At 59.7% G+C, this 25,276-nt stretch carries 23 protein-coding genes and 2 pseudogenes; 15 read left to right on the forward strand and 10 right to left on the reverse strand.

The annotated features are described in order from the left end of the window. Positions 1–62: 62 nt before the first annotated feature. Complete coding sequence (locus Q0601_RS15940) at positions 63–1,448, forward strand: aspartate ammonia-lyase (RefSeq protein ID WP_305290860.1); 1,386 nt, start codon at positions 63–65, stop codon at positions 1,446–1,448. A 493-nt stretch (positions 1,449–1,941) separates the two neighbouring features. Here Q0601_RS15940 and Q0601_RS15945 read toward each other — a convergent pair whose 3' ends face one another. Both Q0601_RS15945 and Q0601_RS15950 read right to left on the reverse strand, forming a co-directional pair. Next, positions 1,942–3,336, reverse strand: coding sequence for a M20/M25/M40 family metallo-hydrolase (locus Q0601_RS15945; protein ID WP_305290861.1), 1,395 nt, complete (start codon positions 3,334–3,336; stop codon positions 1,942–1,944). 87 nt (positions 3,337–3,423) lie between these two features. Next, positions 3,424–4,620 carry a trans-sulfuration enzyme family protein gene (locus Q0601_RS15950; RefSeq protein WP_305290862.1) on the reverse strand — a complete coding sequence of 399 codons (1,197 nt, stop codon included), beginning with the start codon at positions 4,618–4,620 and terminating at the stop codon, positions 3,424–3,426. A gap of 104 nt (positions 4,621–4,724) precedes the next feature. On the opposite strand from Q0601_RS15950, the gene Q0601_RS15955 reads away from it, so the two are divergent. Further along, positions 4,725–5,624, forward strand: a complete 900-nt coding sequence (locus Q0601_RS15955; protein ID WP_305290863.1) for a LysR substrate-binding domain-containing protein — start codon at positions 4,725–4,727, stop codon at positions 5,622–5,624. A gap of 20 nt (positions 5,625–5,644) precedes the next feature. Here the strand turns inward: Q0601_RS15955 and Q0601_RS15960 are convergent, their stop codons facing one another. Genes Q0601_RS15960 through Q0601_RS15970 form a run of 3 tightly spaced genes read right to left on the reverse strand, consistent with a single transcriptional unit; the run spans position 5,645 to position 8,229 of the window. Continuing rightward, positions 5,645–6,433 (reverse strand): amino acid ABC transporter ATP-binding protein, encoded by a 789-nt coding sequence (locus Q0601_RS15960; RefSeq protein WP_305290864.1) that lies wholly within the window; start codon positions 6,431–6,433, stop codon positions 5,645–5,647. After that, positions 6,411–7,325, reverse strand: a complete 915-nt coding sequence (locus Q0601_RS15965) for an amino acid ABC transporter permease (protein ID WP_305290865.1) — start codon at positions 7,323–7,325, stop codon at positions 6,411–6,413. The genes Q0601_RS15960 and Q0601_RS15965 overlap by 23 nt, the downstream gene beginning before the upstream one ends. Position 7,326: 1 nt before the next feature. Continuing rightward, positions 7,327–8,229, reverse strand: a complete 903-nt coding sequence (locus Q0601_RS15970) for an ABC transporter substrate-binding protein (protein WP_305290866.1) — start codon at positions 8,227–8,229, stop codon at positions 7,327–7,329. A gap of 946 nt (positions 8,230–9,175) precedes the next feature. On the opposite strand from Q0601_RS15970, the gene Q0601_RS15975 reads away from it, so the two are divergent. Together Q0601_RS15975 and map are read left to right on the forward strand one after the other, a co-directional pair. Continuing rightward, the gene (locus tag Q0601_RS15975; RefSeq protein ID WP_305290867.1) at positions 9,176–9,502 is read left to right on the forward strand and encodes a hypothetical protein; all 327 of its coding nucleotides are present in this window, start codon (positions 9,176–9,178) and stop codon (positions 9,500–9,502) included. Between the two features lie 109 nt (positions 9,503–9,611). After that, complete coding sequence (map, locus tag Q0601_RS15980; RefSeq protein WP_305290868.1) at positions 9,612–10,367, forward strand: type I methionyl aminopeptidase; 756 nt, start codon at positions 9,612–9,614, stop codon at positions 10,365–10,367. Between the two features lie 79 nt (positions 10,368–10,446). On the opposite strand, the pseudogene Q0601_RS24720 reads toward map, so the two are convergent. Beyond that, positions 10,447–10,701, reverse strand: a pseudogene (locus Q0601_RS24720) (GNAT family N-acetyltransferase); the annotation flags it as partial. A gap of 267 nt (positions 10,702–10,968) precedes the next feature. Further along, on the reverse strand, positions 10,969–11,484 hold the full coding sequence (locus Q0601_RS15985) for a winged helix-turn-helix transcriptional regulator (RefSeq protein WP_305290869.1): 516 nt from the start codon (positions 11,482–11,484) through the stop codon (positions 10,969–10,971). A gap of 97 nt (positions 11,485–11,581) precedes the next feature. On the opposite strand from Q0601_RS15985, the gene Q0601_RS15990 reads away from it, so the two are divergent. Continuing rightward, positions 11,582–12,226, forward strand: coding sequence for a dihydrofolate reductase family protein (locus Q0601_RS15990; protein WP_305290870.1), 645 nt, complete (start codon positions 11,582–11,584; stop codon positions 12,224–12,226). A 243-nt stretch (positions 12,227–12,469) separates the two neighbouring features. On the opposite strand, the gene Q0601_RS24725 is transcribed toward Q0601_RS15990, so the two are convergent. Both Q0601_RS24725 and Q0601_RS16000 read right to left on the reverse strand, forming a co-directional pair. Beyond that, positions 12,470–12,979, reverse strand: coding sequence for a YdeI/OmpD-associated family protein (locus Q0601_RS24725; RefSeq protein WP_370656148.1), 510 nt, complete (start codon positions 12,977–12,979; stop codon positions 12,470–12,472). Positions 12,980–13,163: 184 nt separating this feature from the next. Further along, a complete protein-coding gene (locus Q0601_RS16000; protein WP_305290872.1) occupies positions 13,164–14,189 on the reverse strand; it encodes a LacI family DNA-binding transcriptional regulator in 1,026 nt (341 codons plus the stop codon). A gap of 164 nt (positions 14,190–14,353) precedes the next feature. Between Q0601_RS16000 and Q0601_RS16005 the strand changes: the two genes are divergently transcribed. The 4 genes from Q0601_RS16005 (at position 14,354) to Q0601_RS16020 (ending at position 19,543) form a co-directional block, all read left to right on the forward strand. Next, positions 14,354–15,382, forward strand: a complete 1,029-nt coding sequence (locus Q0601_RS16005; RefSeq protein WP_305290873.1) for an ABC transporter substrate-binding protein — start codon at positions 14,354–14,356, stop codon at positions 15,380–15,382. A gap of 63 nt (positions 15,383–15,445) precedes the next feature. Next, entirely contained in the window at positions 15,446–17,641 is a 2,196-nt protein-coding gene (locus tag Q0601_RS16010) for an ABC transporter permease (RefSeq protein WP_305290874.1), read from the forward strand. After that, a complete protein-coding gene (locus Q0601_RS16015) occupies positions 17,638–18,693 on the forward strand; it encodes an ABC transporter ATP-binding protein (protein ID WP_305290875.1) in 1,056 nt (351 codons plus the stop codon). The genes Q0601_RS16010 and Q0601_RS16015 overlap by 4 nt, the downstream gene beginning before the upstream one ends. Before the next feature lie 25 nt (positions 18,694–18,718). Further along, complete coding sequence (locus tag Q0601_RS16020) at positions 18,719–19,543, forward strand: inositol monophosphatase family protein (protein WP_305290876.1); 825 nt, start codon at positions 18,719–18,721, stop codon at positions 19,541–19,543. A gap of 145 nt (positions 19,544–19,688) precedes the next feature. Here the strand turns inward: Q0601_RS16020 and Q0601_RS16025 are convergent, their stop codons facing one another. Beyond that, positions 19,689–20,165 (reverse strand): hypothetical protein, encoded by a 477-nt coding sequence (locus tag Q0601_RS16025; protein ID WP_305290877.1) that lies wholly within the window; start codon positions 20,163–20,165, stop codon positions 19,689–19,691. A 200-nt stretch (positions 20,166–20,365) separates the two neighbouring features. Between Q0601_RS16025 and Q0601_RS16030 the strand changes: the two genes are divergently transcribed. From Q0601_RS16030 to Q0601_RS16055, 6 genes and pseudogenes are all read left to right on the forward strand, one after another. Beyond that, on the forward strand, positions 20,366–21,064 hold the full coding sequence (locus Q0601_RS16030; protein ID WP_305290878.1) for a FadR/GntR family transcriptional regulator: 699 nt from the start codon (positions 20,366–20,368) through the stop codon (positions 21,062–21,064). A gap of 175 nt (positions 21,065–21,239) precedes the next feature. Further along, positions 21,240–21,785 carry a TRAP transporter small permease gene (locus tag Q0601_RS16035; protein ID WP_305290879.1) on the forward strand — a complete coding sequence of 182 codons (546 nt, stop codon included), beginning with the start codon at positions 21,240–21,242 and terminating at the stop codon, positions 21,783–21,785. Continuing rightward, the gene (locus Q0601_RS16040) at positions 21,782–23,062 is read left to right on the forward strand and encodes a TRAP transporter large permease subunit (RefSeq protein ID WP_305290880.1); all 1,281 of its coding nucleotides are present in this window, start codon (positions 21,782–21,784) and stop codon (positions 23,060–23,062) included. The genes Q0601_RS16035 and Q0601_RS16040 overlap by 4 nt, the downstream gene beginning before the upstream one ends. Before the next feature lie 42 nt (positions 23,063–23,104). Then, on the forward strand, positions 23,105–24,103 hold the full coding sequence (locus Q0601_RS16045) for a DctP family TRAP transporter solute-binding subunit (protein WP_305290881.1): 999 nt from the start codon (positions 23,105–23,107) through the stop codon (positions 24,101–24,103). Positions 24,104–24,154: 51 nt separating this feature from the next. Further along, a complete protein-coding gene (locus tag Q0601_RS16050; RefSeq protein ID WP_305290882.1) occupies positions 24,155–24,985 on the forward strand; it encodes a carbon-nitrogen hydrolase family protein in 831 nt (276 codons plus the stop codon). Then, positions 24,982–25,276: pseudogene (locus Q0601_RS16055) on the forward strand (hypothetical protein); the annotation flags it as partial. The gene Q0601_RS16050 and the pseudogene Q0601_RS16055, both read left to right, overlap by 4 nt.

Genomic DNA, 25,276 nt, shown 5'->3' on the forward strand with positions numbered 1-25,276 from the left:
GGGCAGGCTGTGCAGCCTTTTAACCAACTTCCTCACTACTTCCATTGACAGGACATTCGAGCATGACTCGTATTGAAACGGACAGCATCGGCCCCCGTGAAATTCCGGCCGATGCGCTATATGGCGTCAACACGCTGCGCGGGATGGAAAACTCTGCGCTTGGCGGTGACAGGATCGGTGCTCATCCACGGCTTGTGAATGCGCTCGCCGCGATCAAGAAAGCGGCGGCGCTGGCAAATCGTGACATCGGGACGTTGAATCCCAAGCTGGCCACCGCCATTGTCTCGGCCTGCGAGGAGTTGATGGCGGGCAGGCATCATGATCAGTTCATCGTGAGTATGCTGGAGGGATCCGGCGGGACTTCGATCAACATGAACGCCAATGAGGTCATCGCCAATCGCGCCTTGCAGATCCTTGGGCGCAAGGCGGGCGATTACGCGGACCTGCATCCGAACGATCATGTGAATCAGGGCCAGTCGACCAATGACGTGGTTCCCTCTGCCGTGAAACTGGCGGTTTATGACGCCTGCGGCCCATTGGTCGCGGCCCTGAACACCCTTGCCGATGCATTTGCCGGGCGGGCGGATGCGTTTTCCGAGGTGCTGAAAACCGGGCGCACCTGTATGCAGGCGGCACAGCCGATGACCCTGGGTCAGGAGTTCGGCGGTTATGCCAGCGCGACCCGCCGTCTGGCGGCCAGGATCGAAACGACTGCCAAGGATTTGCTGACCCTGCCACTGGGCGGATCGGCCATCGGCACGGGGCTCGGCTCTGATCCGGGCTATCCCCAGGCGATTTATCGCCATCTTTCGGCAGAGCTTGACCTTCCCCTGCGCCCCGGCAGCGATCCTTTCGACGCCATGCAGAATTCGGATGCATTCAGCAGGGTTTCAGCGGAAATCCGCATTGCTGCCGAAACCTTGGCCAAAATCGCGCATGATCTGATCCTGCTTTCCTCGGACCCGCAGACCGGTCTTGGAGAAATCCGCCTGCCGGCAATCCAGCCCGGCTCGTCGATCATGCCCGGCAAAATCAACCCGGTGTTGCCGATGCTGATGCAGCAGATCGCGTTTACACTGTCGGGCAACGACACCAGCGTCAGTCTTGCGGCGATGGCCGGTCAGCTTGAGATCAACCATTTCGAGCCGGTCATCGCGGCGCATCTCTTTGACAGCACACGACTGCTGACCCGGGGCAGCTTGCTTTTCGCCGAAAAATGCATCTGTGGAATCGAAGCCAATCCGGCGCGGGCGCTGGAACTCCTGATGAATTCACCGGCGCTGGCGACTGTTATGGTGCCCCGGCTGGGCTATGCCCGGGTCTCGGCAATCGTCAAACAGGCGGAGAATGACGGCGTGCCATTTATCGAAACCATGATAGAACAGGGCTGGATGGAGAAGGCCGAAGTGATGGAACTTCTGCAAAAAGCTGTCATTCCGGTACGCTGAATCCTGCAATGTTTGCCCACAATCTCGCATTGTTTCGAGTTCATGACATCTCCTCCATCCCTATATTGAGAGCCGAACGAAGGTGTCCCAAGAGCACTCATATATTCACACCATTCGTACCAAACGGCATTCACCTCTTCAAAATGCTTGCTGTCCATGAGCCAGAGCTCAAGTGAAGGAGTCTATGTCTTGTCGCTGCCAGCCTCTGTCAGTAGGGGGCTCGGAACCGAGGAACAAGGCCGTGAGCAGATTTCCTGCCGCCACGGCCAGGCTTGCGAGAAACAGGATATCCTGGCCCCACCGCGATCCGCTATGACGCCACCGATCGTCTCGATTGATACGGCATATCCAATGATCAAGGGAAGCGCCCAGGTCGCGACGGCTGACACCGTATTGCCCAGCCACAACCGAAAAACGGAATTGTCCGGACAGATGGCCTCATGTCCGGCGAAGCCCGAAGCGGCTCATGACCCGGAGTTTCGATCCCACGGCATCATACCGCCGCAGCCTCGCGGACTTCTCCGAAAATGCGAATCCAGCTCCGGGTGCCTCGATGGAAACGCTCGACATCGTAATGCTCGTCCGGCGCGTGAATCGCATCGCTTTCAAGGATGAAGCCCAGAACCACGCAATCCACGCCCAGCCCGTCATGGAGAGCGCCCACCAGCGGAATGGCACCACCCGTGCCCTTCAGCACCGTCGGTTGCCCCCATTCCGTTTCGAGCCCCCGCGCGGTGGCGACCAGGAACGGATTTGTCTCGGACAAATGGACGGCGGCATTCCCGGCCGGCCCGTCAAACTCGACATTGCATCCCTCTGGAACACGGTCTGACACGAACTTACGGAACCGGGTCCTGATCGTTTCAGGGCTCTGCCCGGCCACCAACCGAAAGGTCAGGCGTGCCGTTGCCGAGCCGGGAAGCACGGAGCGTCCGCCCGGCCCCTGGTTCCCGCCGGTGATGCCATTGATATCCGCGGTGGGACGGCCCCACATCGCCTCCACCGCCGTATAGCCGTCTTCAATGACGCCCCCGGCAAGGCTGACCTCTGCAGAGCCGTCCATTTCTTCCAACAAGTCATTCCACCGCCTGCGTTGGCGTTCCGTCAGTTCGTTTACACCGTCATAAAACCCGCCGATGGTCACCCTCCCCTTCCCGTCGTGAAGCGACGAAAGGATATTGCTGAGAATCCGGATCGGATTGGCTGCGACAGCCCCGTAATGACCGGAATGCAGGTCGGGATTGGGGACTCGGATCGTGACAGTCTCATGCACCAGCCCCTTGAGCTGCGTGGTAATCGACGGTCGGGCCGGTGACCACATATCACTGTCGCAGATGAACGCCACGTTGCAATCCAGCTCTTCGCGGTGTCGTTCGAGGAAGTCGGAAAGGCTGGGCGATCCCATCTCTTCTTCCCCTTCAAGCATGATCACAATATTCGCAGGAAAGGTGCCGTTGGCCGCTTTCCACGCACGCAGAGCCTCTACGAAAGACCAGAGCTGGCTCTTGCTATCAGACGCCCCACGCCCGTAAAATCGGCGAAGTCCATCTTCTTCGATGATTTTGGGCGCGAACGGATCGTGCGTCCAAGCGTCGCGCGGGGCAACGGGTTGCACATCATAGTGTCCGTAGAAGAGCAGCCGCTTGCCGCCCTCGGGCGCCCCGTCGGACCTGGCAAGAACAACCGGGTTGCAAGCCGTTTTCACAACTCGGGACGAGAAGCCGATACCTGCCAGCGCATCGTTCAGCCATTCGGCAGCCTGGGCGATACCCGGCTTGCCCGCCTCTTCTCCCGAAACGGACGGAATGGAAATCAGTTCCAGCAAATCGGCAACTGACTTCTCGAGATTGGCGTCAACTTCCTCTAGTGCACGTTCAATTTTCAGCACGCCAAATATCCTTCCTGCGTAACGCTGCTTCGTTTGGCTCCGCACCTCACCTCGGAGCAGGCCATGAAGTGCCGGCGGAAAAGCCAGTCACTCAGCCACGCCTGAGACGGCGCTGAGTTTCACGAGCGCGGCAATCAACCGCTGGAGATCTTCCCAAAGCTCGCCTTCATCCTCCAGCCCGATCGAGAGTCGCAGGATTACGTCCGGCTCTTCCCATCGGGTGGCACTGCGGCTGGTCCCGACCGACATCGGCGCAGCAAGGCTGCGCGTGCCACCCCAGGACGCACCAATCCCAAACACGCTAAGATGATCGAGGGCAGGCGAGACATGCGGCGCGACGCTCTCGGGAAATGTCAGAGAGAAAACTCCGCTACTACCGAAAAAATCCCGCTTGAAGATATGGTGCCCCGACATCGTCGACAGCCCAGGGAAAAGTACCCTGCTGACCATCGGGCTATCGGCAAGCCGCTCTGCAAAATGCTGCGCCACGGTGCCGCTATGGCGCAGTCGTACGCCCAATGTCTCGAACCCGCGCAGAACCAATGAAGCATCGTCCGGTGAGGTTCCGATTCCCATCCGTCCGATCATGTCACTGACCGGTTTCGCCAGCGCGGGATCGCGAACCGATATAGACCCCATCAGCACATCGGAATGGCCGGACACGTATTTGGTCAGGGCCTCGGTGACAATGTCGGCGCCCAATGTCAGTGGCTTCAGGTTTAGCGGTGTTGCCCAAGTATTATCCACACCCAGAAGCGCGCCAGCTTCATGCGCCAGTTCCGCCGCCGCCGGCAAATCCATCAGTTCCATCGTCGTCGATCCGGGGCTCTCGCACCAGACGATCCGGGTGTTCGATCTGATCCGCGCCTGAAGATCGTCGAGGTCGGTCGGATCGAAGAAGTCAACTGCGATCCCCATCCTTGCCAGATCCGACCCGGCGAAATCGCGCATTGGGGGATATACGGTGTCCGCCAGCAGGATATGGTCACCCTCATTCAGGAACGCCATCACCGCAAGAGCATTCGCCGCCTGCCCGGAGGGCGCAAGGAAGGTGCGCGCGGCATGTTCGAGCTGGGTCAGCTTTTCTTCCAGGGTCCGGGTCGTCGGCGTACCGTAGAGACCATAGGAATACCCCTTTTCTCCGCGCTCGCCACGGCTGGCATAGGCGACCGCGTTATCGAACAGGATCGTCGATGCGCGATGCACGCCGACACCGACCGGATCGAACCCTTCCGTCGGAATTCGTGGGGTTAGGACACATTGGGTCAAATCACCGGTTGCCATTATTTCCTCTCCATCTTCCACGCTCGCACATCATATGCATTGACGCTATAGATTGCGCTCTTATCATTCCATTTTGATATTGATTGTCTTGGAGGCTGACGCCTATGAACTTGCGCCAGATCGAAGTCTTCCGCGCGGTGGTCACCAACGGGACCACCGCCCGTGCGGCCGAAGTGCTGAGGATATCCCAACCCTCGGTCAGCAAGACGATCCAGGATCTGGAACGCGCCATCGGGTTTCCGGTGTTTCACCGGGTGAAGGGTCGCTTGCGCCCCACAGCCGAAGGTCAACTCTTTTTCCGCGAAGTGGAGCATGCCTTCGCGGGCCTTGCGCATCTTCGCGGGGCAGCAGCGCGGATTCGTGATTTCGGCTCTGGTGAGTTGCGCGTTGCTTCGCTTTCCGCCCTGTCGACCAATATCATACCGAGCGCCCTTGCGGCACTGACCTCGAAGAATCCGGGCATTGCCATCACATTCCAGACGCGGATGTCCTCGGTGGTGAGGGACCTCGTCGCATCGGGCCAGTTCGATATCGGAGTCGTAGCCGACGAGATCGACAAGACCGGCGTCGAGGTGCGCCCCTTCGCTCACTTTCGCGCCTGGCTCGCGATACCCGAAGGACATCCGCTCGAAAAGCTTCAGGTCATTCGGCCGACAGACCTCGTGGATCATCCGTTCATCGCGCTTTCGCCCGAAGACACAACACGCCAGCAGGCCGAGACAGCGATCGCAGCTGAAGGCGTCGAGCTGAGCGTCATTCTCGAAACCCCGTACTCCACCACAATTTGCGCCATGGTGGCGGCGAGGCTTGGAGTGGGGCTGGTCGATCCGCTGACAGCGGAGCTTTTCGAAGGGCGCGGGCTGGTGATGCGCCCTTTCGAGCCCGAACTGCACTTCAGGACGCTTCTTATCCTGCCCCCGCATCGTCCCGTCTCGCGGATCGTCGAGGAGTTCATCGCCGAACTGGGTGAGGCGCTGAACAAATACGGGCAGTTCAGCGGCTGATTTATTTTCGGACAGCATCGCTACAGCACCTTTGACAGGAATGCCTGGGTGCGCGGATTTTTCGGCGTCTCCAGCATCTCTTTGGGACGCCCTTCTTCGACAATCGTTCCATGATCCATGAACACAAGGTGGTCACCGACTTCGCGGGCGAAGCCAATCTCGTGCGTGACCAGCATCATGGTCATCCCGGACACGGCCAAATCCTTGATGACATCGAGAACTTCACCGACCAGTTCAGGGTCCAAGGCCGATGTCGGTTCGTCAAAGAGCATCACTTCGGGTTCCATCGCCAGTGCCCGCGCGATTGCAACGCGCTGCTGCTGTCCGCCGGACAACTGGTTGGGATAGCGGTCCGCCAAGTCTGCCAGCCCCACACGGGCCAAAAGGTCCCGGCCCTGACCAAGCGCCTTGGCTTTGGGAACGCGCTTCACATGAATGGGCCCCTCGGTAACGTTGCCAAGCGCCGTCTTGTGCGGGAAGAGATTGAACCGCTGAAAGACCATACCCGTCAGGCGCCGCTGCCGGTCGATCGCCCGGGGAGACAGTTCGTAAAGCCGGCCATTGCGTTCGTCATATCCCTGAAGCGTACCGCCGATCCTGACGCGCCCTGCCGAGATTTCCTCAATTTGGTTGATGCAGCGCAGGAGGGTCGACTTGCCCGACCCGGACGGACCGATCGCAACACAGACCTCGCCTTTGGCGATGGTCAGATTCACCCCGCGAAGCGCATGGAAGGTGCCGAAGAACTTGTGGATGCTCTCAAGGGAAATGGCCGGGACGGTTTGCTCAGATGTGGCGAGTCTGGACATAGTCCTGCCCCTTTCCGAAATGACGTTCGAGATAATACTGCCCGATCATCATCACCGAGGTGATTATCAGGTACCAGAATGCTGCAACCATCAGCATTGGAACGGGCAGGTAGATACGGTTCGCGATCGCACTGGTGGCAAACATCAGGTCCAGCGTGAAGGGAACAGCCAGAACAAGTGCGGTACCTTTGAGCATGCCGATGGTTTCGTTCCCTGTCGGCGGAATGATCGTGCGCATCGCCTGTGGCAGAAGAATCCGCCACCATATGCGTGCGCGTGACATTCCGATGGCCTGCGCTGCTTCGGTTTGTCCCCGGTCTATGGCCTTGAAACCCGCTCGAAAGATCTCGGCCAGGTAGGCGCTTTCGTTCAGACCTAACCCCAAGACTGCGGCCACCCCGGCGCTCACGACCCATTCGGTCGGCACGCCAAGTATTTCTGGACCGAAAGGAACAGATATCGACAGGCGGGGGAACAGAACCGCAAACAGACCCCAGAACAGAAGCTGGGTGTAAAGCGGCGTGCCGCGGAAGAACCAGATCCACACCCAGGAGAGCGTCTTCAGGATCGGGTTGTCACTGTCGCGCATCAGAACCAGGATGGCAGCACAGGTGATCCCGACCAGCATGGCAACCACCGTCAGCACCAATGTCCAGCCCACCCCGGCAATCACCGTCGGGGCAAAGAGGTATTGCCAAAATACATTCCAGTGAAAGTTCGGGTTGACGATAACGTTGTGCGCCACCTGCATCACGACGATCCCGAGCAGCACGATGGCAATCCAGCGGCCCGGATGGCGACGCGGAGTCACCTGATTGAGTTCAACGGGCCGATCTGTGCCCCGGGAGGCATTTTCGCCTTCCAGGACCCAAGCTGTCGTATCAGATGTCATATCAGTTCTCGACTTTCGGGTTGATGACGGCCTCGTCGACCAGAAAATGGCCCACGCCCCAGAATTCGTAGATTTCAGCGTAGACACCTTCGTCGATCAGGTAGTTCAAAGAGTCCGCAATCAACTGCGTCAGTTCTGTGTCATCCTTTATCACGGCAATGCCGTTCGGACCGCGCTGGCCCATCGAGCCGACCGGCTCCAGGTTTTCGAGTTTGCCGCCACTCTGCTTGACCGCGTAGGCCGCCGTACCACCGCCGGTGACGGTTGCGTCTGCGCCGCCGGTCGCGACCCGCGTGATGGCTTCGGTCTGGACGGAAAACGGAAGTTTCTTAATAGCAGGCTTGTCGGCGTCCAGGCAGGCCTGGTTATCAATATCCATGTGCTTTTCATGGTAGGTGCCCGGCATGATCGCGACCGTCGCACCACAATAATTGGCCGGATCGAACCCGGTCGGATTGCCTTCCCTGACGACCCAGAGGCTCTGAGTGTCGGAATAGGTAATGAAGTTCACTACCTCCATCCGCTCATTGGTGATCGAAAGGGCGTTGAGACCGATATCGTATTTCGATCCGAGAGATGGCAAGATCGAAGGGAACGGGGCCGTGCGGGATTCATATTCCAGTCCGAGTGTCCTTGCGATGGCTCTACCCAAATCGATATCGATCCCCTGAGGCGTTTGACCATCGTCACCCGCAAGGAACTCCCACGGGGCATAAGCATTATCCGCGCCGCCGATCAGGACGCCACGGTTCGCAATTTCCTCTGGTACACGTTCGACAAGTTCCGGCACGGGTTCGAGGGTGGACAGGTCAAACGCCTGCGCAGCGCCTGCCACCGGTGAGAGGACCGCTGCGGCGACAGCCGCAGCCGTGTACTCGAGCCTAAGTCGGAAAGAAGATTTCATGGCGTTTCCCCTTGCTGGACGCACCTGAGGCGCTTTTTTTGCATTCTGCCTTGACCACGCGGGCTGCGCGATATGACCAATGCTATGGTTCGGAAAACTATTCGTCCAATACTATGATTTTGGCACTTTATTCGCTCTGGTTATTGATTTGATCGTCGCACACGCGAAAAAAGATGGCTTGCGGTGATTGCATAGACGCAGGCGCGCGACGCGATCCGGTAGAACCGTAACGCGCAGCTTCAAGATCAAAATCCTGACCGAAGACCGGTGCATCCGGGCAAGGACGGATCCAGCGTCACGAAGGCGCGGTCAGGCACCGCGCTGCCAGAGAACGGGAAAGCGAGGATGATCCATCCGCGCCCTGGACGGAAGACCGTCCTCCAGCCCCTCAAAACGCCGGCGATGTCGTCCATTTGCGCGGCGCATGCCGGATGTCATCCCCCAGGAACCTGGGGAAAGACGGTGACGGGGGAGTTGCCACCTTTTTGCAGGTCCCTGCAGGCACCCCTGCCGACGCTCGTTTCGGCCCGGATTTCGGCTCTGGGTGCAGCCGATATTCTGCAACTGCCGCGGCGACAGCATCAAAGATGGGCTGAAGTCTGGCGCGGACGTGCGCCAGGCACGAGCCCCGATCGGGCGGGCATTCATTTTGCTCGAACAGGACCTGTCTTCCCGTCAGCAAAGTCACGGACGATGCGACGCACGATCAACGCCTGATCATCATTGATGACGAGCGCCCCTGCCCCGTCCTGCTCGTCCATCGCCACGTCATAACCATATGTGCGGTTTCCGGCTTTACCGCGCAGCATATGCGAAGCAGCAGGCGACCCGGCCGCAGACTATCGGCTATGCACTTGTCGACTCACTAGTCGGGCTTCTGGCCTGGATCCTCGACAAATTCGCTGAGTGGACAGATACCGAAGATAGCCCGTTCAAAACAATTTCCATGGATCGCGTTCTTGATGAGGTCACTCTGTATTGGCTGACGCGGACCGGCGCATCGGCGGCCCGCATCTACTACGAGCGCCACGGCGGTGTGAACACGCTCGACTCCGAACTTCGAGTCGATGTTCCATCGGTTATCAGTATATATCCCCGCGACATCGAAAAATGTCCGCGCGCCTGGGCACAGGAGCGGTATCGACAAATCGTCCGATGGGAGGCGCCTGAAACCGGGGGACATTTCCCATCGCTGGAGGCGCCGGAGTATTTCGTCAGGGACCTGCAAGAAGGCCTTGCGGCAGTGCTGGCCGCTAGCGGTCGTTGGTGGTGACGTTGTCGATGCTGGCTGGCTCCCTGATCAGGTGATCTATAAAGACAAGAATGAAGCAGACGACCATTGCTAACGTCGACAGGAATTCTGTGCCAGGTTAGGAAATAGAATGACGATCACCAATCAAGACGAACTGGACGGCCTGAAGGATATCGGCCGCGTCGTGGCCAACACCATGCATGCCATGTCAAAGGCGATGGAGCCCGGCATGACGACCCGAGAGCTTGACGAGATAGGTCGCGAGCTTCTGTATCGTGAGGGCGCGGTCTCCGCCCCAGAGGCTACATATGACTTTCCGGGTGCCACTTGCATCAGCGTCAACGAGGAGATCGCACATGGTATTCCGGGAGACCGCTCCCTGAAAGAGGGGGATATGGTCAATATTGATGTCTCCGCCTCCAAGAATGACTATTTCGCCGATACCGGAGCCACATTCCGGATGGGGCATACCAGTCCATCTCTCGATCGCTTGTGCCGGGACGGCAAACGCGCGATGCAGATCGGGATTGCGCAAGTAAGCCACAACAAACCTTTAGCCGGGATCGGCAATGCCATCGGGCGGTTTGCTTCATCTCGGGGCTATACCCTGATCCGGAACCTTGCCAGTCATGGGGTTGGCCGGGCATTACACGAGTTCCCCGAAGAGGTCGCCACTTGGCCAACACGCGGTGATAAGCGGCGGATGCACAAGGGCATGGTGCTAACGGTCGAGCCGTTCCTGTCCCGAGGTGGCATCTGGGCTGCCGCAGGCGAGGATGAATGGACCCTCTACAGCGAACCGCCGGCACCTGTCGTCCAGTATGAACATACCGTCGTTGTCACGGATCGGAGACCAATCATCGTCACCTTGCCAAGCCAGCTCTGAACGTCTGTGGTGGCGAAAGACTTCCGATGCGGGCCGCGGCATGAGGGTACGGCTTAGACACCGATGACTTGGTGTTGGGTTAAGGCGCAAGGGGTGAGATTGTTTTCTCGTAACGCCATACTTCAAGCTCGAAGATACCCTTAGCTGTTTCCAACGCATTGATCGTTGAGCCGACACGGCACCAGCCGTGCTTTTCGTAGAACCGCATTGCTCGCTCGTTGCCGATTGCACAGGCGAGCCATGCTCTTGTCGCCCCGACCGCCGCCAGGCGGCGTTCGGCATCCGCCAAGAGCGCAATTGCAACACCTGTTCCCCTGGCTTCCTTCGAGACATAAAGTTGAGAGAGCTAGTCTTGCCTGATCATGCAGAATCCCGCCGGCCAGTCCGGTGGGCCCGCCATGTGAACGGACGCCAGATCTTCTCGGAGTCTTTGCCGAAATTTTTCCAGCGTGCAATGCCGGGCCAGCTTTGCTGGCAGGATGTTGGCATGGCGTCTTGCCAGCTATCATACCAAAGCTGTGCAAGCCTATCTATTTCGGTACTTTCCGTTGATCGAGTTTCTATGGAACGCATAGAACCTCACTTTTCGAGTTGGCAATGCTCACGCATCGGACGCCCTGTCCTGCATTTGTTGATAGGCTGCGGTCAGGTCAACAAGGACGGACGACACATGTCGGCCATAGGCGCCGCCGACCGGATCCTCGATATGGATCAGGCGCAACTCGTCCATGAACCGCTCCCACATTGGCGCGCCTCCGTCTTCGAGAAGTCGCGCGCGAATGCCAAGCTCTTCACTGACCGGCAGATACCTGCACCCCCATGCGCCGATCATTGCAAGAACCGGCAGCAACTGGATTGTCGGTTCGGTCAGGCTGTAGATACCCTTCTGGCTGTGGCTGGGATCATCCTGCCTGGCCAGCAACCCGAGGCTCACCAGGCGCTTGAGCCGCGCGGCCAGGACATTCGACGCGATCCCTTCCACCGAATGCGTCAGCAGATCGCGAAAATGCCGGTGATTGCCGAACATGATGTCGCGGATGACGATCAGGCTCCACCGGTCACCCAATACTTCCATGGTCAGGTTGATCGGGCAGCCAGACCGTCGCTCGATATCCAATTCACGCCCTCCTCGAAAACCAGTTGCATAATAAGATCAGTCATGCAACAACACAACCAGTTGCTTATTGCAATCAGATATAAGGGAGGAATTTATCATGTCCAAACTTCGCGTTTGCTGTTTCAGCCTGTCGCTCGATGGTTTCGGTGCCGGTCCGAACCAAACCATCGACAATCCGCTCGGCGAAGGTGGTGAGGCCATGCACAAATGGATGTTTCCAACCCGAAACTTCCAAAGGAAGGTGATGGATAGGGGCGAGGGCACAAGTGGCCCGGACGACGATTTCGTGGCTCGCGGCTTCGACAATATCGGCGCCTGGATCCTGGGGCGCAACATGTTCGGACCGATCAGGGGCGCATGGTCGGACGATCAATGGAAGGGCTGGTGGGGCGACAATCCCCCCTATCACACGGACGTCTTCGTGCTCACTCATCACCCGCGCGAGCCGATCACGATGGAGGGCGGCACGGTCTTTCACTTCGTCACTGCTGGCATTCATGCCGCACTCGAACGGGCCCGGACGTCAGCCGGAGGCAAGGACGTGCGGCTTGGCGGCGGAGTTGCAACCATTCGGCAATACTTGGAAGCGGGCCTCGTCGATGAGATGCACCTCGCGATAAGTCCGGTTCTGCTTGGCAGGGGCGAAAATCTCTTCACCGATATCGACACAGCCAGCCTCGGCTTCCATTGTACCGAACACATTCCCACAAAACACGCCACTCATGTCGTGCTGACCAGGTAGACGTTCCCCCGCTCGACTTGGTCCGCTGAAACCCGCCGTTGGTCATGCTGTGCGATGCGGCGGCACGGCTTCACTGAACCGGTCATTCATGCAGATCACCGCGAGACAGATCGAACAAATTGGTACAAGGCGGGAAAAAGCAGAGGTTTGTTGCGGCGGCGATCAGTGTCTGCTTCGGGGTGGCAAGCGGTCCGGCAGCTATTAACCGGGTGCAGTGAAATGACGACGTTCACTGGCATCGATCTACGGGCGGCTCTTTCCCTGCTTGTCGATCAGGACTGCCTGTTGCCATCGGCCTGGCTTCTTGTCTGTACGGTGAATGCAGCCTGCCCAGCAGCAAGGTCGCTTCTTTCCTTCCAGCAATTCGTCACAGGTTCGCTCAATGCGACGTTGGCGCGTCTTTGCCTGTTTCGCATCATCGACCCAGCAGATGAACTCATTCCGGCCAAGCGGCGTGAGGTTTTCCCATTGCGTCAAGACTTTCGGATTCGAGCGCACTGCTGCTTGAAGGTCTTCACTCGCTTCGTGGACCGTGCCATGGAGAAAATCGTTTGTCATCAGACCTCCGGGCAAGTTCATCTGAGCCGAATTCATAGGCACCGCAAAGAACGGCAGCTTCCGATTTTGACCACCGGAACGCGGAATGTCCACCAGAAGGTCGCAAGTGAATATAAAACGGGAAGAAGCCGAGTGGCAACAATCGGCTCTCAGGCAGTCATGCGGCGATGCAGTGCCCAATCTGATGGCGATCATGGACGGTTTTCGCCACTCACGGCCTATCTCGGTGATTCACCAAGCCATCGCGACACTGCAGCTTAGCCCTCGGAACATACGGCTGCGGCATCTCGGATGTAATGACCGAAGACCGGGCTCATCGTGCCAAGGCTATGCTGTCAGTCCGCGTGTCGTCAGAATGACACCCGATGGGCTGGCAATCTTACCCTTCGCCCGCAACCGGCTGGAAGCCTTGCCGGACCGTGCGCCGCATGACCAGTTTTGGCTCCAGCAGCACCTCCTTCGCCTGGTTCTTTTGCTCGCCCGAAATGAGCCAGTTCACGCTTTCCGCCGCGATCTTCTCGATCGGTTGGGAAAATGTGGTCAGCGTGTATCCCTCCCAACCGGCCTGAGCGATGTCGTCGAAGCCGATCAGTGACAGCTCCTCCGGGATCCTGATCCCGAACCGCCAGCGCGCGACATCGATGATCCCGCAGGCCATCAGGTCCGTCGTGCAGAAGATGCCGTCGGGCCGGTCAGGCCGCGCAAGCAGCGCCATGGCCAGATCCTGCCCGGTCTCATAGGATGTCGGCCCGCGCCGCTCCTCGATGAACTCAACGCCCGCCGTCATGGCCGCCTCGCGAAAACCGCGTTCGCGCTCGGTCAGGCTGGGCGTGTCGGCGGCGGAACTTGCCAGTCCCAATCTCCGGCATCCCGCCGCCAGCAATAGTGCTACCGCGCGCCTTCCCGCTTCGGCGTCGTTCAGACGCAACCGGAGCGAGCCCGGCCGCTCCTCGTCACGATTGATCAGTACCAGCCGCATCCCGTTGCGCAGGCAGGTCTCTGCCAGAGACCGCGCCGGCATCCCCGACAGGAAGATCGCCGCATCGGTGCGATAGCTGATCGCGTGACGCAACGCCTGCTCGACACTGTCATCCGAGCGATCGGTATTGATGGTTAATGCCAGTTTTCCAGCCTGTTGCAATTTCTCGGTCAGCGCGGAAAGCAGAGAGGAGCGGTAGGGTGTGGAGAGTTCGGCGGCGATCAGGGCGACAATCCCGGTCTCGTTGCGGATCAGCCCGCTGGCCAGGCGATTGACCTGATAACCGAGTTGATCGGCCGCCTGCAAAATCCGTTCCCGTGTCTTGGGCGACAGGCTTGCCCCCGGGGTGAAGCATCGCGAAACGGCGGCCCGCGAAACCCCCGCAAGCTCGGCCACATCTTTTGCACTGACAGCTTTTCTGGTCAATTCTTGCCCATTTATTGCACAGCATCTCATATCATCATGAAGCTATATATCCAATATAAAACAAGGATTATTTTGATTTCTATTGACAGATTTCCGATTCGGATGAAGTCTATATTGCAAAGCATTGCAATAATTTCCGGCAAGGAAAATGGGAGGAAGAAGAGATGAAGATGAAAACCGCAGCCATCGCGGCCGGAGCCGCTGCTGCCCTACCGGCATGGTCCGCCGGCGCTGCTGAATTGAATCTGATCTGCTCGGCCGATGTGGTGATCTGCGAACGGCTGGTCTCGGAATTCGAGGCGTCGCATTCCGATATTGGCGTGAACATGGTCCGCCTGTCTTCGGGCGAAGCTTATGCCAAGGTCCGGGCCGAGGCGCGCAACCCGCAAACCGATCTGTGGTGGGGCGGTACCGGCGATCCGCATCTGCAAGCCGCCGCCGACGGACTGACGGCGGAATATGAATCGCCGATGCTACCGGAATTGCGGGACTGGGCCGTCAAGCAGGCCGAGATCTCGGGCCATCGCACCGTCGGCGTTTATAGCGGCGCGCTTGGATGGGGGTACAATACCCAGCTCTTCGAGGAGAAGGGGCTGAAGGAACCCGCCTGCTGGGCCGACCTGCTTGATCCGTCCCTGAAGGGCGAGATCCAGATCGCTGACCCGAATTCCTCGGGCACCGCCTATACGACGCTGGCCACGCTGGTGCAGATTATGGGCGAGGACGAGGCGTTCGATTACCTCAAGAAACTGGACGCCAATGTTTCGCAATATACCAAGTCCGGCTCCGCCCCCGTCAAGGCGGCGGCGCGAGGAGAGGCAGGGCTGGGCATCGTCTTCATGCATGACGCGGTCTCGCAAAGCGTCGAAGGTTTTCCGATCAAGACCATCGCGCCCTGCGAGGGCACCGGCTACGAGGTCGGCTCGATGTCGCTGATCGAAGGCGCCGTGAACCCCGAGGAGGCCAAGGTCTTCTACGATTGGGTGCTCGGGGCGGATGTGCAGAGCGTGATGCCCGAGGCGGGGTCCTATCAGATCCCGTCAAACAAGGAGGCCGCCGCCTCCGAGCATTCCCCCGACCTCTCGGAGATCAAGCTAATCGATTACGACTTCGCCGAATACGGCTCGTCAGAGCGGCGCAAGGCGCTGCTGGCACGATGGGATTCCGAGATCGGCGGGCGGGCATCCGAGTAAGGCAGCGCCGGGATGCAACGCCATTCCGGCGGTTCCCCGACTGGCGCCAGGACAGGTGAACGGATGAATGCTGACAACCGGCGACTGGACCGGCTTTCATGGATTGCGCTTTTGTCGCTGCTGCTTTTGCCCTGGTACAAGATCCGGAACGGGTTCTTCGGTTTCGGCTGGATCGGCGACGCCATTTCTGAACCCGATCTCTGGCCCGGCACGTTCCAGGCGATCGCGGGGCGCTGGCAGTTATGGCCCGTCCTCTTGCTCTTCGTGGCAGCAACGGGTCTGCGCCTCGCGCAACCCTCGGGCGTATTTCGGGGGCGCTGGCTGATCCGCATCGGGATCATGGGTCTGGTCTGGCTCGTGGCGGAGGGGTTGTCTTCGGGTATGCGCGGCTGGAACTGGAGCCTGCTGGAAACGACTTTCGGAGAGATTTCCGGCCAACCCGCTTTCGGTGCGGGCGCGGTAGCTCTGGGGCTGTTCTTCACCTGCCTGATTTCCTTCGGTGCCGCCGAGCGTGGCATGCTGAAGGGCGACGCTTTCGTGCTGACCTCTATCGCCGTGCTGATCCTGCTGGTCGCGGTGTTCGTCTTTTACCCGATCCTGTCGATCTTCACCGGCGCGTTCCAGGATTTCGACGGCTCATTCACGGCCGAAGGCGTCTTGCGCAATATCGATGATCCCAAGATCTGGAGCCTATCCTGCCTGACAGGTGGAAGCTGCGGGGTGGCATGGCGCACGTTGTTCCTGGCGATCTGCACGGCCAGCGCGACAACCTTGCTGGGTCTGGCCTTCGCCCTGGTGGCGACCCGCACCCACTTTCCCTTCAAGAAAAGCCTTCGCCTGCTGACGATCCTGCCGATCATCACCCCGCCTTTCGTCGTCGGCCTCGCGTTGACCATGCTATTGGGCCGGTCCGGCACTCTGACTCAATTGATCGAGGGAGCGACGGGGTGGGAACTGGGCCGATGGCTTTATGGTCTCACCGGCATCTGGCTGGCACAGGTGCTCAGCTTCACGCCGATCTCATTTCTCGTCCTGATCGGCGTGGTCGAGGGAGTGAGCCCGTCAATAGAGGAGGCCTCGCAGACGCTACGCGCCGGACGCTGGCGGACATTCCGCAGAATCTCGCTGCCGCTGATGGCGCCGGGACTGGCCAATGCCTTCCTGATCGGCTTCATCGAGAGCATGGCCGATTTCGGCAATCCGCTGGTACTGGGCGGCTCGGGCGGTGTGCTGTCGACCGAGATTTTCTTTTCGGTCGTCGGCGCCCAGAACGATCCTTCCCGCGCCGCCGTGCTCGCGGCGGTACTGTTGTTCTTCACTCTGTCGGCCTTCCTGGCGCAGCGGCTCTGGCTGACCGGGCGCAATTTCGCCACCGTTGGCGGCAAGGGCGATGGCGGCACCCATGCGCTCTTGCCGGCGCGTGTCGCCTTTCCGGTGATCGGCATTGTGACGCTCTGGAGCCTGTTCACCGCAATCGTCTACGCAATGATCCTGTTCGGCGGCTTCTTCAAGTTGTGGGGGCTGGATCACACGCTGACGCTGGACCATTACATCCGCGCCTTCGGGGTCAGTTTCGACGGAGGTTTTCGCTGGTCGGGCGTGGCCTGGAACAGTTTCTGGACGACCATGCTGATCGCGCTGATCGCTGCCCCGCTGACGGCGGCGGTGGGACTGCTGACCGGCTGGCTGATCTCGCGGCAGCATTTTCCCGGCAAAGCGATGTTCGAGTTCATGCTGATGATGAGCTTTGCCATCCCCGGCACCGTCATCGGCATCAGCTATATCATGGCCTTCAACCTGCCACCGATCCAGATGACCGGCACGGCGCTGATCCTCGTGTCCTGCTTTGTCTTCCGCAACATGCCGGTCGGCGTGCGTGGCAGCGTCGCCGCCATGGCGCAGCTTGACGGAAGCCTCGACGAGGCCTCATTGACGCTTGGCGCAAGCTCGGGCCGCACGCTCAGGCACGTGATCCTGCCGCTTCTGCGCCCGGCGATCATGGCCGCGCTCGTCTACAGTTTCGTGCGCGCCATCACCTCGATTTCAGCAGTGATCTTCCTCGTCTCGGCCAAGTACAACATGGCGACCGCCTATATCGTCGGGCTGGTCGAGAACGGGCAATACGGGGTGGCCATCGCCTACTCCTCGGTGCTGATCGTGGTGATGATCGCCGTGATCGGCGGCTTTCAACTTTTGATCGGAGACCGCCGCCTGCGCCGCAGGTCAACTCCACCCGTCAACAAGGAGGCAGCAGCATGAGCAATCCCGAAAGAGGCGCGGTCGAGTTCCGGGCGGTGGGCAAGGATTACGGTGGTTTCACCGCCATTCCTGACCTGAACCTGCGGATCGAGCCCGGCGAACTGGTGACGCTGCTTGGCCCGTCCGGCTGCGGCAAGACCACGACATTGCGGATGCTGGCGGGGCTGGAAACGCCGACGAGGGGCTCGGTCCTGATCGGCGGACAGGATGTGACCCGCCTGCCGCCCAATCGCCGCGATGTCACCATGGTGTTCCAGAGCTATGCGCTGTTTCCGCATATGACGGTGGCGGAGAACATCGCCTATGGGCTGGAATCGGGCGGCATGAAACCCGCGCAGGCTCGCGAGGCGGGAAATCGCGGGCTGGAACTGGTTGGCCTCGACGGTCTTGGGGACCGCCTGCCCTCCGAACTTTCCGGCGGTCAGCAACAGCGGGTCGCGGTGGCCCGTGCACTGGTGCTGGAGCCGCAGGTGCTGCTGCTGGACGAGCCGCTATCCAATCTTGACGCCCGCTTGCGCCGCCGCGTCCGCACCGAGATCCGCGAGCTTCAGCAAAGGCTGGGTTTCACTGCGGTCTATGTCACCCACGACCAGGACGAAGCGCTTGCGGTTTCGGACCGCATCGTCGTCATGAAGGATGGAAAAATCGCTCAAGCCGGCACCCCACGTGAGCTTTACGAGGCACCCGCATCCGAGTTTATCGTGGATTTCATCGGCGAGGCGAATGTCATCGATTGCGAGATCCGCGAGGTGACAGGCGGTCTGGCCAGAATTCGCGTGGGCAGCGAGGAACTGACACTTCCCGCCCGCGATACCCGCCCCGGTCCCGCCCGACTGGCCGCACGCCCCAACGCCTTCACCGTCGGCTCTGATAGCGGGGGTATCGAGGGGCGGGTCGTCAGTGCCGCCTATCTGGGCGATCATATCGAATACGAAATCGACGGCCCCGCCGGCCGGCTTTTCGTCATCGATGGAGACCGCACCGAGGCAATTCCACCAGGCAGGCCGGTCGGGCTGCAATTCCGAGGCGGCGGCGTGGCGCTGATCTCATGAAACGCGAAAGGATGCAGACAATATGATGACAGAGATCGACCTGACAGCGCGGCTGACACAGGCGGAAACCATTGCGCGTCTGGCTGGATCCCTTGCTCATGACCATTTCCGTCGCCGCGACGGCCTTGCCATCGAGACCAAGCGCAGCCTGACCGACATGGTCTCGAACGCCGATCGTGAGGTCGAGACACTGATCCGGGAAAAGCTGCAATCCGCCTTTCCCACCGACGCGATGCTGGGCGAGGAGTATGGCCACACACCGGGGGAAAGCGGGTTGACATGGGTGGTCGATCCCATCGACGGAACCGCACCCTTCCTGAACGGTCTGCCAGGCTGGTGCGTTTCCATCGGCCTGATGGATGACAGTTGCACCCCCCTGCTTGGCGCCGTCTTCGCCCCCGCACTTGGTGAGATGTTCCTGGGCGCGCGCGGGTGTGGCGCATCGCTCAATGGGCAACAGATCCATGTGACGCGGCGCTTCGATCTATCCTCGGGACTTTTGGGTCTGGGAGGCAATGACCGCGTGCCGCCTGCGCGTCTTGGGCAGCTTCACGGTGAATTGGCGGCCGAGGGGATCGCCTGGGTGCGCTATGGTTCCGGCGCGTTGATGCTGGCCTATGTGGCTGCTGGTCGGCTGGTCGGCTATTGCGAACCCCGGATGAGCCTGTGGGATTGCCTTGCCGCCTATGCGCTGATCGAGGCCGCAGGTGGCAAGGTCTTGCCCTTTTCCCCCGCCGCGCTGCAAGGCGCCCCGTTCGGGGTCATGGGCACGACCGCTGCGGATTACGACCGCCTCAAAGCCCTGACCCGTTTCGAAGCGTTGGATTGGGAGAATGGCACCGGAAGTTGAGCCGCCCCTGGCGGAAAACACGACCATAAATCACGCCACCGCTCCCGCCGTTTTCAGGCTGTCGAGCGCATCTGCTGGATGCCGTTATGCGCCTGTGCTCATCTGGTGGCCATGAAAGTGGCTGGCGGATTCAAAGCGTGTGGCATTACCGGCATGCATTTGCGAATGACCGCTCGCCCTTCGGTCTGGACCGAGGCGGCGGGAACCGCCCATAGTGATGTGCAATTATCTCTGCGGTGTCCTGGACGGCGTAGCTCGCCTGTTCATAGGAGCCAGTCTGCTTCAGGATGGGCGTCGCCAGCACGTCACGGAGATTGTGCGGGCTGTGAGGCGGCAGTCCTTTAATTGCTCCCTTCCCGGTCCAGGGATTGTAGATGTCATAGCGCAGGATCGCCGTGCACCCGGCCTCGTGGAAGGTGTTCTGGCAATAAGCCATGTTAGTGCCGGTCATCTTCGCCGTCTTGACGAAGCAGGGCTCCGGATCGGCGGCAGTCCCGATAAGCCGCTCCCGGCGCCCCCCGATCCAGGCTTCAATCATTTCGTTGATCCTGCCGGGATCCGGCAGGATCAACCGGAACGGCTTCGCGCCGAAGAACGAAGAATTGGCATTCCTGAACGCCATCGAAGGGATCAGGATTTCCTAGCTCTGATCGCGTGTGCTCCAGCGTAACTCAAGCCGGCCGAACGCAAGCCGGCAAGGGTAATGTTCTTGGCTGCGTTAGCAGCTCCCCGTTTCTCGTTACGCGACCTGCTCCATACGGTTGCAGCCGGTAGGCAAAATCGCATAGCTAGTTATATGATGTCTGATGGCTGGAGTATGGGATGAAACGCAGGCGTGACAGTCTGTCTTCGATCGTGGCGCGCGATATCGCAGAGCGGATCGAGAATGGTGAATACCCGATTGGTGAGCGCATCCCCATCGAAGCCCAGCTTTGCGACATTTACAATGTCAGTCGCACCGTGGTGCGCGAGGCGATTGCCCATTTGCGGTCCGAAGGTCTGGTCGAGTCCCGACAGGGGGTCGGCGTTTTTGTGTCAGGTCAAGGTGGGCTGACGTTGAAGATCAGCGCCGACGAGGCAGGTGAACTTGCCCAGATACTGGAAATCCTTGAGCTTCGCTTGGGGGTCGAGGTCGAAGCGGCGGGTCTGGCCGCTCAGCGCCGTGAAGGTGGGCAGATGGATCATATCCACGAAACGCTTGCCATGGCGGATGATATCGAAGCTTTCGCCGAAGAACCGCGCGAGCTGGATTTTGCCTTCCACATGGCAATCGCGCAGGCGACCGGCAACGGCTACATGCCGCGATTCATGTCGTTCATCGGGCCGGTGATCATTCCGCGCAGCCAGTTGATCCATGCCTCGGTTCCCAAGATCACGCGGGATTATCTGTCGAAAATGCTGGACGAACATCGTCGTATTGCAGAGGCAATCGTCCGCCGTGACGTCGTAGGCGCGCGCGAGGCAATGCGCTTTCACCTTGCAGGCAGCCTTGAAAGGTATCGCAAGCTGCAAGCCGATTAATTCATATGTTGACAGTCATCATACAACTGACTTATCCCTTCCTCTCAGGGAGGGATGCGCGGTAGCCCGATTCTGAATCGCGGCAGTCGCTGGCCTGATCAGTATCGGTCGGCCTTGATCATGCGTCCTTGGTCGAAATGGGGGGTTCGCCCTTCCTTATGCGAACGGAGGGAACGTGGCTGCCTTCAGCAAGTTTTATCTCGCGCTGCTACGCTGGATCGTCATCGCCTGCATGTTCGGGATGCTTTTCCTGATCTTTGCCAATGTCGTTCTGCGCTATGCGTTCAATACCGGCATCTATCTGTCCGAGGGGCTGTCCGGGCTGATGTATGTCTGGATGACCTTCGTTGGTGCCCTGCTGGTTCTTTATGAACGCGGCCATATCGGGGTCGAAATGCTGGTTCGCCGTCTGCCGGTGCCGCTGCGCAAGCTGGCCTTCGCCGCGACCCACGCCGTGATGCTTTCTGTCACCTGGCTGCTACTGACCGGAAGCTGGCAGCAGATGATGATCAACCTGCACGTCTTTTCCCCGGCAACGCGGCTGCCCATCGGTCTGATGTATGCGGCAGGCGTTTTCTTTGCGGCCGCCAGCGCGTTATTCCTGATCTGGCAGTTGATCGCACTGGTGACGGGCCGTCTGTCTGACGCCAACCTGATCGTCGCCGCCGGCGAAGATGAAGATGAGGCCGTGCGCCTGATGGCTGACGGGGTGTCAAAATGACCCTCGCGCTATTCACAGGCACACTTCTGCTAATCATCGCGATCGGTGCCCCGATCGCTTATGCCCTCATCGTCACAGGCGCGGCATTGATGTGGCAGATGGGATTGTTCGATGGTCAAATCATCGCACAAAACCTGTTAAACGCCGTCGATAGCTTCCCGATGATCGCCATTCCGCTGTTCATCCTTGCGGGTGAGGTGATGAATGCGGGCGGTCTGTCGCGCCGTATCATCGCACTGGCGCAGGCATTGGTCGGGCATCGCCGTGGCGGGCTGGGCTATGTCGTGATCTTTGCGGGCGTGCTTTTGTCCAGCCTGTCGGGATCGGCACTGGCGGATGCTGCATCTCTGTCGGCGCTGCTCTTGCCGATGATGGTTGCTGCCGGCCATAGCAAGGAACGGGCGGGAGGCTTGATTGCCTCGGCCTCGATCATCGGCCCGATCATTCCGCCCAGCATCGGCTTTATCGTCTTTGGCGTCGCCACGAACTTGTCGATCAGCAAACTGTTTCTTGCAGGTATCGCGCCAGGCATCATCATCGCTTTGGCGCTGGCCGTTGCGTGGTATATCGTAGCCCGCTCCGAAGATGTGACGCCGCAGCCGCGCGCGACTTGGGCGGAATGCGGCCGCACCTTTGCGGACAGCCTGTGGGCGCTGATGCTGCCCATCATCATCATCGTCGGTTTGCGCTTCGGTATTGTGACCCCGACAGAGGCCGCCGGGGTGGCCGCTGCCTATTCCTTGTGTGTCGCCATGTTCATCTATCGCGAACTCAGCTTCGACGATCTAATCGAGTTGGTCTTCCGGGCAGGCAAGACCGCCGCCGGAGTAATGTTCCTGGTCGCCGCCGCGGCAATCCCCGCGTGGATGATCACCATCGCGGATATTCCCGGTCAGGTCATCGCCCTGGTCGAGCCGCTTATGGAACATCCGAAACTGCTGGTCTTTGCATTGATGGTTCTGATCATCATCGTTGGCACCGCAATGGACCTGACGCCCACCATTCTGCTATTGGGCCCGATCCTTGTACCGGTCGTGGACGCCGCCGGGGTTGATCCGATCTATTTCGGTGTGCTGTTCATGATCAACTGCGCCATCGGGCTGATCACTCCCCCTGTCGGCACGGTTCTGAACGTCGTCTGTGCGGTCGGGAAGATGGATTACGAGACGCTGGTGAAAGGCACCCTGCCCTTCTTTCTCGCGGAAATCATCATCCTGTTCCTGCTGGTCCTGTTCCCTGAACTGGTCACCGTCCCCGCATCCTGGATTTCACATTAAGGGGCGCCAACACCTTCAACCCACCTCAACATGGATATCAACATGAAGAAGTCACTGATCGGAATTCTGGCTGCCATATTAGTCGTTTCTGCCGCCCATGCGCAGGAAATCAACAACCACACCATCAAATTCGCAGCAACCGGACAAGAAGGCACGCCGCCGGTTCTGGGCATGCACATCTTTGCCGAAAAGCTGGCAGAGCGTAGCGGCGGCAAGCTGAATGCCCGCGTCTTCGCGAATGGCGTTCTGGGCGGCGACGTTCAGGTGCTGTCGTCGCTGCAGGGCGGTGTGGTCGAAATGATGGTCTGGAACGCGGGCAATATGATTACGCAGGACCAGAATTTCGGCATTTTGGATCTGCCCTTCATCTATCAGGATGTCGAAGTGGTCGATCAGCTTCTGGATGGCGAAGTCGGAACATTCCTGATCGACAAATTGCCCGAACATGGTGTGATCGGTCTGGCGTTCTGGGAACAGGGTTTTCGGATGCTGAGCAACAACCGGCACGAGGTGAAGACACTTGAGGATATCTCGGGGCTGAAGGTGCGGGTGCAACAGAACCCACTGCTGGTCGATATGTGGGCCGCGCTTGGCGCGAACCCGACCCCTATGGCGGTGACAGAGCTTTATACCGCACTTGAGACCGGCGCAGTTGATGGACAGGAATCAACCGCGCCCTTCAATTACGGTTCGAAATATTACGAGGTTCAGCAATATCTGTCGAATACCCGTCACAACTACAACCCTCAGATCGTGCTTATCGGAAAACCGTTCTGGGACAAGCTGACCCCCGACGAACAGGCCATGATTACCGAAGTCGCGCGTGAAACTGCTATTGAGCAGCGGCAGATTTCCCGCGATGCGCAGATCTCGGCACTAGAGGCCATTCGCGAGGCAGGCAACACCGTGACCGAGATCGAACCCGCCGAATTGCAGCGGATGAAGGACGCCGTGCGGCCCGTCATCGCGAAATATTCCGCCACATTCGACCCCGAACTGACCAAGACCGTGTTCGACGCGGTGGGCTTCAGTTTGGAATGAACGCCGGGGGGCTCTAGCCCCCCCTTCCCTCCTCCAAATCGGATCTGCTGCATGAAGATTTCATTCGCTCAATTCTCACCCATTCACGGCGATACTGCCGCCACGACCCGTCTGGTGGCGGAAAAATCACGCCAGGCTGCCGCCACCGAAGCGCGCCTGATCGCCTTTCCGGAATGCTTTCTGACCGGCGGATCCTTCGATGACCGTGACAGTCTGCTGGCCGCCGCGATCGACATCGAACGCGGCGATCTTGACCCGATCGTGGCGGTCGCTCGCGAAACCGGCATCTATGTCGTCGTGGGTTTTTATCAAAAGCGTGATGCGCAGGCTTTGAACACCGCCGCCCTGATCGGGCCAGACGGCATCATCGGGCTGCATCACAAGATGCACCTGCCCTTCATGATCGGTGACCGCTTCGTGGATATTCCCGAAATCGCGGGCCCGTCGGTTTTCGATACCGAAATCGGGCGAATTGGAATCGCGATCTGCTATGAAATCCGCTTTCCAGAGGTGGCCCGGACGCTAGCTCTGCACGGGGCAGAACTGATCGTTCTGCCCGCCGCATGGCCTGAGGCGGCACGCATCCTGCCCGATCTCTTCAGCCGCGTCCGCGCCGCCGAAAACTTCGTCTATTTCATGTCGGCCAATCGCAACGATCTGGATGACGGCATGCAGTTCATGGGCTCGAGCCACGTGATCGGCCCGGACGGGGGGGAAATCATCAATGCAGGCATGGCCGATGGTATTTTCAGCGTCGACATCGATCCGGGTCAGGCACAGGTTAAATCCATCATCCGCGATCCGGGCGTCTACGAGGTTCACCCCTTCCGCGATCGCCGCCCGCAGGATTACGGCATCTGCGCCATGGAGGCCACGCAATGAGCCTGCGTGAGAAGCTGGGTCAGCCCACCTTTGGCATGAACGTCTATTCCGGCGCGCCCGCAGCGGTCGAAATTGCCGGAAACTGGGGTCTGGATTTCGTCTTCATCGACGCCGAACACAGTGTTCTTGGCCTTGACCTACCGATGGAGCGAATGATCCTTGCCGCCCGTCTGACCGGAGTCGGGGGGGGGGGGGGGGGGGGGGCCCCCCCCGCGCGCCCCGGGGGGGCGCGCGGGGGGGGGGGGGGCCGGGGGCGGGGGGAGAACCCCCGGAGCGACCCGCCCCCCCCCG

Origin of the sequence: Paracoccus wurundjeri (assembly GCF_030678915.1) — a bacterium.
Lineage (GTDB): Bacteria > Pseudomonadota > Alphaproteobacteria > Rhodobacterales > Rhodobacteraceae > Paracoccus > Paracoccus onubensis_A.

What these genes read in the sequence shown, in the direction of transcription:
- Q0601_RS15940 (WP_305290860.1), top strand. Translation starts at nt 63, where the DNA reads ATGACTCGTATTGAAACGGACAGCATCGGCCCCCGTGAAATTCCGGCC.
- Q0601_RS15950 (WP_305290862.1), bottom strand. Translation starts at nt 4,620, where the DNA reads ATGGCAACCGGTGATTTGACCCAATGTGTCCTAACCCCACGAATTCCG.
- Q0601_RS15955 (WP_305290863.1), top strand. Translation starts at nt 4,725, where the DNA reads ATGAACTTGCGCCAGATCGAAGTCTTCCGCGCGGTGGTCACCAACGGG.
- Q0601_RS15960 (WP_305290864.1), bottom strand. Translation starts at nt 6,433, where the DNA reads ATGTCCAGACTCGCCACATCTGAGCAAACCGTCCCGGCCATTTCCCTT.
- Q0601_RS15965 (WP_305290865.1), bottom strand. Translation starts at nt 7,325, where the DNA reads ATGACATCTGATACGACAGCTTGGGTCCTGGAAGGCGAAAATGCCTCC.
- Q0601_RS15970 (WP_305290866.1), bottom strand. Translation starts at nt 8,229, where the DNA reads ATGAAATCTTCTTTCCGACTTAGGCTCGAGTACACGGCTGCGGCTGTC.
- Q0601_RS15975 (WP_305290867.1), top strand. Translation starts at nt 9,176, where the DNA reads ATGGATCGCGTTCTTGATGAGGTCACTCTGTATTGGCTGACGCGGACC.
- map (WP_305290868.1), top strand. Translation starts at nt 9,612, where the DNA reads ATGACGATCACCAATCAAGACGAACTGGACGGCCTGAAGGATATCGGC.
- Q0601_RS15990 (WP_305290870.1), top strand. Translation starts at nt 11,582, where the DNA reads ATGTCCAAACTTCGCGTTTGCTGTTTCAGCCTGTCGCTCGATGGTTTC.
- Q0601_RS24725 (WP_370656148.1), bottom strand. Translation starts at nt 12,979, where the DNA reads ATGATCGCCATCAGATTGGGCACTGCATCGCCGCATGACTGCCTGAGA.
- Q0601_RS16005 (WP_305290873.1), top strand. Translation starts at nt 14,354, where the DNA reads ATGAAGATGAAAACCGCAGCCATCGCGGCCGGAGCCGCTGCTGCCCTA.
- Q0601_RS16010 (WP_305290874.1), top strand. Translation starts at nt 15,446, where the DNA reads ATGAATGCTGACAACCGGCGACTGGACCGGCTTTCATGGATTGCGCTT.
- Q0601_RS16015 (WP_305290875.1), top strand. Translation starts at nt 17,638, where the DNA reads ATGAGCAATCCCGAAAGAGGCGCGGTCGAGTTCCGGGCGGTGGGCAAG.
- Q0601_RS16020 (WP_305290876.1), top strand. Translation starts at nt 18,719, where the DNA reads ATGACAGAGATCGACCTGACAGCGCGGCTGACACAGGCGGAAACCATT.
- Q0601_RS16025 (WP_305290877.1), bottom strand. Translation starts at nt 20,165, where the DNA reads ATGGCGTTCAGGAATGCCAATTCTTCGTTCTTCGGCGCGAAGCCGTTC.
- Q0601_RS16030 (WP_305290878.1), top strand. Translation starts at nt 20,366, where the DNA reads ATGAAACGCAGGCGTGACAGTCTGTCTTCGATCGTGGCGCGCGATATC.
- Q0601_RS16040 (WP_305290880.1), top strand. Translation starts at nt 21,782, where the DNA reads ATGACCCTCGCGCTATTCACAGGCACACTTCTGCTAATCATCGCGATC.
- Q0601_RS16045 (WP_305290881.1), top strand. Translation starts at nt 23,105, where the DNA reads ATGAAGAAGTCACTGATCGGAATTCTGGCTGCCATATTAGTCGTTTCT.
- Q0601_RS16050 (WP_305290882.1), top strand. Translation starts at nt 24,155, where the DNA reads ATGAAGATTTCATTCGCTCAATTCTCACCCATTCACGGCGATACTGCC.